This is a genomic window from Mesorhizobium sp. M4A.F.Ca.ET.050.02.1.1, assembly GCF_003997725.1.
Classification (GTDB): Bacteria; Pseudomonadota; Alphaproteobacteria; order Rhizobiales; family Rhizobiaceae; genus Mesorhizobium.
Genome location: NZ_RZSG01000403.1, coordinates 1 through 5,406 on the forward strand (window position 1 = coordinate 1; position 5,406 = coordinate 5,406).

General features: G+C 63.8%; 7 protein-coding genes and 1 pseudogene. 4 read left to right on the forward strand and 4 right to left on the reverse strand.

Translation table 11 applies throughout. From position 1 onward, the window contains the following. Positions 1-146, forward strand: a pseudogene (locus EOA33_RS40730) (short-chain dehydrogenase); the annotation flags it as partial. A 99-nt stretch (positions 147-245) separates the two neighbouring features. Here the strand turns inward: EOA33_RS40730 and EOA33_RS22795 are convergent. From EOA33_RS22795 to EOA33_RS22810, 4 genes are all read right to left on the reverse strand, one after another. After that, the gene (locus tag EOA33_RS22795; RefSeq protein WP_189347475.1) at positions 246-677 is read right to left on the reverse strand and encodes a low affinity iron permease family protein; all 432 of its coding nucleotides are present in this window, start codon (positions 675-677) and stop codon (positions 246-248) included. A gap of 253 nt (positions 678-930) precedes the next feature. Then, a complete protein-coding gene (locus EOA33_RS22800) occupies positions 931-1,572 on the reverse strand; it encodes a DapH/DapD/GlmU-related protein (RefSeq protein ID WP_127406649.1) in 642 nt (213 codons plus the stop codon). Between the two features lie 121 nt (positions 1,573-1,693). Then, on the reverse strand, positions 1,694-2,182 hold the full coding sequence (locus EOA33_RS22805; protein ID WP_127406650.1) for a CreA family protein: 489 nt from the start codon (positions 2,180-2,182) through the stop codon (positions 1,694-1,696). A 60-nt stretch (positions 2,183-2,242) separates the two neighbouring features. Next, the gene (locus EOA33_RS22810) at positions 2,243-2,740 is read right to left on the reverse strand and encodes a cytochrome b/b6 domain-containing protein (RefSeq protein WP_127406651.1); all 498 of its coding nucleotides are present in this window, start codon (positions 2,738-2,740) and stop codon (positions 2,243-2,245) included. 211 nt (positions 2,741-2,951) lie between these two features. Here EOA33_RS22810 and EOA33_RS22815 point away from each other — a divergent pair, with 211 nt between their 5' ends. The 3 genes from EOA33_RS22815 to EOA33_RS22825 all read left to right on the forward strand — a co-directional run. After that, positions 2,952-3,530: an SCO family protein gene (locus tag EOA33_RS22815; RefSeq protein WP_126053913.1), complete on the forward strand. Its 579-nt coding sequence runs from the start codon at positions 2,952-2,954 to the stop codon at positions 3,528-3,530. Positions 3,531-3,539: 9 nt separating this feature from the next. After that, complete coding sequence (locus EOA33_RS22820) at positions 3,540-4,412, forward strand: 50S ribosomal protein L11 methyltransferase (protein ID WP_126053912.1); 873 nt, start codon at positions 3,540-3,542, stop codon at positions 4,410-4,412. Between the two features lie 84 nt (positions 4,413-4,496). Further along, positions 4,497-5,406, forward strand: a 910-nt coding sequence (locus tag EOA33_RS22825; RefSeq protein WP_190234343.1) for an aminopeptidase P family N-terminal domain-containing protein, incomplete at its 3' end; no start/stop codon positions are given.

The following is a 5,406-nucleotide window of genomic DNA, read 5'->3' on the forward strand; positions in this document are numbered from 1 at the left end:
TCCTTTGCCCCGACAATGAGGTGGCGCGGCCGATGGACGAAAAGCGCATGGCCTGGGCGATCGGCGATATCATCGAGAACCGGCCGGCCCTGTCGCGCTGGCATCCGGACCACAAGGACGCTTTCGCGGCCTTCATGAGCCGCTAGAGCAATTCCAGAAAGTTTTCCGTACGGAATTGCGTCAGAAACAAGAGACAGAACGGTTCAGCGTTTCATTGAAATGATGAACCGCTTTGGCGGACCCGCTCAGGCGGCAGCCTTCTTCCTTGCACCGTTCTTGCCCGCCACGGCCTTCTTGGCAGCCAGTTCGGCGATCTTGCGGTCATGCCGTTTCGCCGCTCGCTCGCACTTCGCGCGGATCTCCTCGACCTCCGATTCAGTCAGATGCTCGATGCCAATGAAGTGATTGTGGGCGCGGCCCACCCGGATCAGTTCGTCAAGTTTGGCTTGGATCGCCGCGCCGTCGCGGTTCTGGGTGTTCTGAATGAGGAACACCATTAGGAAGGTGGCGATGGTGGTGCCGGTGTTGATGACGAGCTGCCAGGTGTCGGAAAAGCCGAAGAACGGCCCGCTCAGCGCCCAGACGACCACGATCAGCACGCAGGCGGCGAAGGTCGGCGGCATACCGGCCACATGAGCCACCCAATTGGCAATCCTGGTGAAAAGTCTCTCGATCATCGGAATCTCTCGACTGTCGCGCGAACTCCGGAAGAAACAGCCAACGCACGCTCCCGGTTCCCCTGAACCGATCGGGACCGTGCAATCCGGCACACGCGGAAAGCGCAGGCGCAGGAAAAAACACCTTATGGGTTTATTGCCATAGTGCCGGAGCAGGCAGGAAAAGCCTGTTCCTTCCGCTTCACGGCGGTTTACCTCCGACCCCTTCCGCTGCGCCACCCCCGCTTGGCGGAAGGGGTTTATTCCGCGGAAATTAGGCTGCGTCGTTTTCCCAGCGGTCGAGGAATGACTCGATCGGCATTTGCTGCATGTCGGGAACAGCCCCCGCCAGTTTCTCCGGCGGCCAGTCCCACCAGCCAAGCTGTTCGATCCGCGCCGCGATGTCGGCGGCGAAGCGCGGACGCAGCGGCCTGGCCGGCACGCCGGCGACGATCGTATAGGCCGGCACGTCATGCGTGACCAGCGCGTTGGCGCCGACGACCGCGCCATTGCCGATGGCGACACCTGGCATGATCACCGCGCCATGGCCGATCCATACGTCGTGGCCGATGCTGACGGACCTTGCCTGCCGTCGCTCCCGGAAGGCCGCGTCGACGCCCAGCCAGCGGAAATACTCGTTCGGCCGGTAGCTGACCTTGTGCTGCGTCAACCGCTCGATCGGATGCTCCAGCGCATTGATGCGGCTGTTGGCGGCGATCGAGCAGAATTTGCCGATCGTCGTGTAGATCGCTTCGGCGTGGCGTTCGAAATAGGAAAAATCGCCGACCGTCACCTCGCGCAGGATCACCCGCTCGCCGATCGAGGCGTAGCGGCCGAGCTTGCAGGCCTTCAGTTCCGCAGTCGGATGGATGCGCGGCTCAGGGTCTTTCAGGACGAGGTTTTCGGCACGGTCCATGCGGCGGCTTTACCCCCGCGCGATTGGTCCCGCAAGGCGGGAGCAATTGTCCCGCGCAATTGCTGCCGCAAAGCGGAAGCAATTGTCGCGCCGACAAACAGCTCCAGAGAGCCTGCCCCGCTTATTGCGGCTTGCCCTTGGTCCAGACCACGTTCTGGCCGTAGAGCGGGATCGTCGTGACCGACATCTTCGCCGACCCGTTCTGCACCTGGCGTGAATGCGAGAGATAGATCAGCGTCTCGTTCTTCTTGTCGTAGATGCGGTTCACCACCTGCTTCTTCCAGATCAGGCTGATGCCCTGCTTGAACACCTCCTCGCCGCTTTCGCCCATGTCGATGTCACCGATGGTGATCGGTCCGGTCTGGCGGCAGGAGATCGATGAATCGGACGGATCCTCGAACCAGTTGCCCTTGTGCAGGCGATCGATGACGCTGCGATCGAAATAGGCGACGTGGCAGGTGACGCCCTCGACTTTCGGATCCTTGATTGCCTCGACCATGATGTCGTTGCCGACCCAGTCGACGCCGACCTTGCCGACCTCCTCGGCCGCCGCGGCGCCAGCGCCAAGAACGAGGCATGCGGCAAGCGCGCCGCCGATCAGTTTTCGCAAGGAAGCCTCCTCGGTTCGAGTTGCCGGTCTCAGGTGGGACTGAGGTGGCTTGTTTACAAGCTAGGCCTGGCGGAACCTCAACATCTGCCGCAGCACGTCGCTCCTGAGGACAAAGTGCTGGACCAGCGCGCCGGCGATATGCAGCAGCACGACATAGAGCAGGATGTTCTTGCCCACCACATGCACCAGCCCTGCCCCCGGCACCTGCAGGAACCAGGCGGCAGCGCCCGAAAGCGGCACGATGAAGATGAGCGCATAGATCAGCAGATGCGCCGCCTTGGCCAGCAGCCGCAGCGCCGGATGCTCCATGCCCGAGACCGGTGGCACACCGCGCGTCGCCCTCAGCCAAAGCCGCCACGTCGCGAGAACGAGCACCGCAAGGCCGAGCACGACATGCATGTAGGCCAGCGGCAGATCTCCGGCGGCGGCCTCCTGCCCGCGGCGAAAGGCACGCCAGACATGCTCCATGCCGTCATGGGCTAGGAACTGAACCAGGATCAGCACGGCGATGCCCCAATGCAGCCAGATCTGGGTCTTCGAATAGGAGGCTGCCTGCATGTCGGTCCATCGCTGAAATGTCTACCGCGAAGATAGATTGGGAGAAAAACCGGTCAAATTAAGGATTGGTAATATACCGCCAAGGGCCACTGCCGCATCGATCCGGTTGCGGCAACGCGGCATCTTTGCCTCGGCCGCCTCTACCCGCTAAGACTTGCTCGGACAAGGCGCCTGATTGGGCGCCCAATGAAATCACGACGGACATTTCCTGATGATGCGCTCAATCCTGGTCGGCATTCTCGTCCTGATGGCGGCAGGCATCGGCTGGCTCACCTTCGACTGGTACCGCGGCCACTATGGCGGTGAGCCCTACGGCGGGGCTTTCGCGCTGGTCGACCAGAAGGGCGCCCCGATCACCGAGGCCGCATTCAGGGGTCATCCGAGCGTCGTCTTCTTCGGCTTCACGCACTGCCCTGAGGTTTGCCCGACCACGCTCTTCGAGATGACCGGCTGGCTGAAGACGTTGGGCGACGAGGGCAAGAACCTCAATGCCTATTTTGTCACCGTCGACCCCGAGCGCGACACGCCCGAGGTTGTGAAAGCCTATGTCGGCAATTTCTCCGACCGCATCGTCGGCATCAGCGGCGACCCCGACAAGGTCCATGCCATGGCCAAGGCCTTCGGCATATACTGGAAGAAGGTCGACACCGGCGACGGCGACTACACGATGGACCACACCGCCTCTGTGCTCTTGCTCAATGGCAAGGGCGAGTTCTCCGGCACCATCGCCTATGGCGAAAGCGCCGACGCCGCCGTTGCCAAGCTGAAGCGCCTGGCGAACGAAGGCTGACACGATCCGATGGCGCAGACGCGGCTCCATTTCACCGCCGGCAAGATCGAGGCCGATCGCATCTTCGCCGCGCTCGATGCGGCCTTCGAGGATGAGGGCCTGCCGCTTGCCGTGTTGGAGGTCGACGAGGATCGCGACATCCACGAAGTCTCGCTCTATGCCGATGGCGACGTGGATGCGGTCGAGGCGCGGGTGAAGGACATTCTTGCCAGCCTGGCGCTGACGAAGCCGATCGAACGCGAAACGCTGCCCGAAATCGACTGGGTAGCGCGCTCGCTGGAGGGCTTGAAGCCGGTGCGCGCCGGCCGCTTTTTCGTCCATGGCGCGCATGACCGCGACAAGCGCCACAGCGGCGATCTCGCCATCGAGATCGAGGCTGGGCTTGCCTTCGGCACCGGCCATCACGGCACAACCGCCGGCTGCCTTGAAATGCTGGCGAAGGTCGTGCGGCGCGAGCGGCCGCGCAACGCCCTCGACCTCGGCACCGGCAGCGCCGTGCTGGCGATCGCGCTGGCGAGGCTGGCGCATATCCCGGTGCTGGCGACCGACATCGACCCGGTCGCGGTCAAGGTCGCCGCCGCCAATGCCCGCCTCAACCACGTCAAGGCGCTGGTCGAAACCGTGACCGCGCCGGGCTTCCACCACCCGATCTTCAGCAGGCACGCGCCGTTCGATCTGATCGTCGCCAACATATTGGCGCGGCCGCTGATGCGGCTGGCGCCGGAAATGGCGAAGCACATCAGGCTCGGCGGCTCGCTCGTGCTGTCCGGCATTCTCGATCGCCAGCGAGACGCCGTGGTCTCGGCCTATGTCGGCCAGAGCTTCCGCCACGTTCGCACCCTGCACCGCGAGGGCTGGGTGACGATCCATCTCAAGCGCTGAAATTGGACCAATCCGACCTTCCGGAAATCGATTCCGGTTTTCGGGGCCATGCGCTACGGTCGCGCCGAACAGAGGAGGCCCATCATGTTCCAGACCTTCGATTCGGCGGGCGATCCGTCTGTCGGCAAGCCGCGCGTGGCGCTGCTGCGGCAATGGTTGGCTGAGAACAAGCTCGATGGTTTCATTGTTCCCCGCGCGGACGAGCACCAGGGCGAGTATGTCGCCGACCGCTCGGCGCGGCTGAAATGGCTGACCGGCTTCAGCGGCTCGGCCGGTGTCGCCATCGTCCTTAGCGACCGCGCCTTCGTCTTCGTCGACGGGCGCTACACGCTGCAGGTGCGCAGCGAAGTCGATCTCGACATCTTCGCCATCGAGAGCCTCATCGACAACCCGCCTGCCGCCTGGATCAAGGACAATCTCGGCAAGGGTGCACGCTTGGGCTTCGACCCATGGCTGCACACGCTGAGCGAGGTCAAGGCGCTGAGGGCCTCGGCCGAGCAGTCCGGCGCGACGCTGGTGCCGCTCGACAAGAACCCGATCGACATCATCTGGAAGGATCAGCCCGAGCCGCCTGTAGCGCCCGTCGAAGTTCATCCGATCGGCTTCGCCGGCGAACTGGCCAAGGACAAGCTGGCGCGGCTGGGGGCGGCGATCGACAAGGACGGCGCGACGCATGCCGTGCTCACCGACCCGTCGTCGATAGCCTGGGTCTTCAACATCCGCGGCGGCGACGTGCCGCACACGCCGCTGGCGCTTGGTTTCGCGATCCTTGCCGCCGACGGCAAGCACCAGCTCTTCATGGACCAGCGCAAATTCCCGCGCATGGTTGCCGCCTATCTCACCCAGCTTGCCGATCCGCACGAGCCAGGCGAGTTCGAGGCGGCCGTTGTCGCGCTGGCCAAGGGCGGCGCCAGGATTGCGCTCGACCCCGTTTTGGCGGCTGAGAAGCTGAGGATTTTGGTCGAGGGCAACGGCGGTACGGTGGTCTCCGCGC

Bases quoted from the DNA above. Each gene is read 5' to 3' on its own strand.
- EOA33_RS22800 (WP_127406649.1), bottom strand. From the start codon at position 1,572: ATGGACCGTGCCGAAAACCTCGTCCTGAAAGACCCTGAGCCGCGCATC.
- EOA33_RS22815 (WP_126053913.1), top strand. From the start codon at position 2,952: ATGATGCGCTCAATCCTGGTCGGCATTCTCGTCCTGATGGCGGCAGGC.
- EOA33_RS22810 (WP_127406651.1), bottom strand. From the start codon at position 2,740: ATGCAGGCAGCCTCCTATTCGAAGACCCAGATCTGGCTGCATTGGGGC.
- EOA33_RS22820 (WP_126053912.1), top strand. From the start codon at position 3,540: ATGGCGCAGACGCGGCTCCATTTCACCGCCGGCAAGATCGAGGCCGAT.
- EOA33_RS22795 (WP_189347475.1), bottom strand. From the start codon at position 677: ATGATCGAGAGACTTTTCACCAGGATTGCCAATTGGGTGGCTCATGTG.